This is a genomic window from Citrobacter sp. wls613 (genome assembly GCF_005281195.1).
Lineage (GTDB): Bacteria > Pseudomonadota > Gammaproteobacteria > Enterobacterales > Enterobacteriaceae > Citrobacter > Citrobacter gillenii.
On record NZ_SZXN01000057.1, the window covers coordinates 49868 to 51284 of the forward strand.

At 57.7% G+C, this 1417-nt stretch carries 2 protein-coding genes and 1 pseudogene; all 3 read left to right on the forward strand.

Features of this window, described 5'->3' with window-relative positions:
* Positions 1-126: pseudogene (locus FDX01_RS23780) on the forward strand (glycerol-3-phosphate transporter); the annotation flags it as partial.
* 1 nt (position 127) lies between these two features.
* A complete protein-coding gene (locus tag FDX01_RS12560; protein WP_137399869.1) occupies positions 128-1198 on the forward strand; it encodes a sn-glycerol-3-phosphate import ATP-binding protein UgpC in 1071 nt (356 codons plus the stop codon).
* Positions 1195-1417, forward strand: a 223-nt coding sequence (locus tag FDX01_RS23785; protein ID WP_283205042.1) for a glycerophosphodiester phosphodiesterase family protein, incomplete at its 3' end; no start/stop codon positions are given. The genes FDX01_RS12560 and FDX01_RS23785, both read left to right, overlap by 4 nt.

A 1417-nucleotide genomic window follows, 5' to 3' on the forward strand; every position in this document is an offset into this window, starting at 1 on the left:
GGTGAAGGTACGACGCAGTGGAACCACGTGATGGCAGCTATGCTGCTGACGCTTATCCCTCCGGTAATCATCGTGTTAGCCATGCAGCGCGCGTTTGTGCGTGGCCTGGTCGATAGTGAGAAATAAAATGGCTGGTTTAAAACTACAGGCAGTAACCAAAAGCTGGGACGGTAAAACCCAGGTGATTAAACCGCTGACGCTGGACGTTGCGGACGGGGAGTTTATCGTAATGGTCGGGCCGTCTGGCTGCGGTAAGTCTACGCTGCTGCGCATGGTCGCCGGACTGGAGCGGGTGAGCAGCGGCGATATCTGGATTGAAAATAAGCGCGTCACCGAGATGGAGCCGAAAGATCGCGGTATTGCGATGGTGTTCCAGAATTACGCGCTCTACCCGCATATGAGTGTGGAAGAAAATATGGCCTGGGGGCTGAAAATTCGCGGCATGAGCAAAGCGCACATTGCCGAGCGTGTGAACGATGCCGCGCGTATCCTTGAGCTGAGCGAACTGCTCAATCGTCGCCCACGCGAGCTTTCCGGTGGCCAGCGTCAGCGTGTGGCGATGGGACGGGCGATTGTGCGCGAACCGGCAGTATTCCTGTTTGATGAGCCGCTTTCCAACCTTGATGCCAAGCTGCGCGTGCAGATGCGTCTGGAGTTACAACATCTGCACCGGCGACTGAAAACCACCTCACTTTACGTAACCCACGATCAGGTCGAAGCTATGACCCTTGCCCAGCGGGTACTGGTGATGAACAAAGGCGTCGCCGAACAAATCGGTACGCCGGTTGAGGTGTACGAAAAACCGGCCAGCCGCTTTGTGGCGAGCTTTATCGGCAGCCCGGCCATGAACCTTCTGGACGGGCGTATCAGCGCCACGGGCCATCATTTTGAGCTGGAGAGCGGCATGATGTTGCCCCTCGGCAAGGATTATTCGCGCCATATTGGGCGTAACATGACGCTGGGTATCCGCCCGGAGCATATTGCGCTAAGCTCGCAGGCCGAAGGCGGCGTGCCGCAGGTGCTAGACACCCTGGAAATGCTGGGCGCGGATAACCTGGCCCACGGACGCTGGGGCGAGCAGAAACTGGTGGTGCGGCTGGCGCATCAGCATCGCCCGACGGCAGGCAGCACGCTGTGGCTGCATCTGCCCGAAAACCATATGCATCTCTTTGATGGCGAAACAGGACAACGAGTATGAGTAACTGGCCTTATCCCCATATTGTCGCCCATCGTGGTGGCGGTAAACTGGCCCCGGAAAACACGCTGGCGGCAATCGATGTGGGGGCGCGATTCGGGCATACCATGATCGAATTTGACGCGAAATTGTCAAAAGATGGCGAGATCTTCTTACTGCACGACGACAACCTTGAACGCACCAGCAACGGCTGGGGCGTCGCAGGGGAGCTGAACTGGCAGG

Bases quoted from the DNA above. Each gene is read 5' to 3' on its own strand.
- FDX01_RS12560 (WP_137399869.1), top strand. From the start codon at position 128: ATGGCTGGTTTAAAACTACAGGCAGTAACCAAAAGCTGGGACGGTAAA.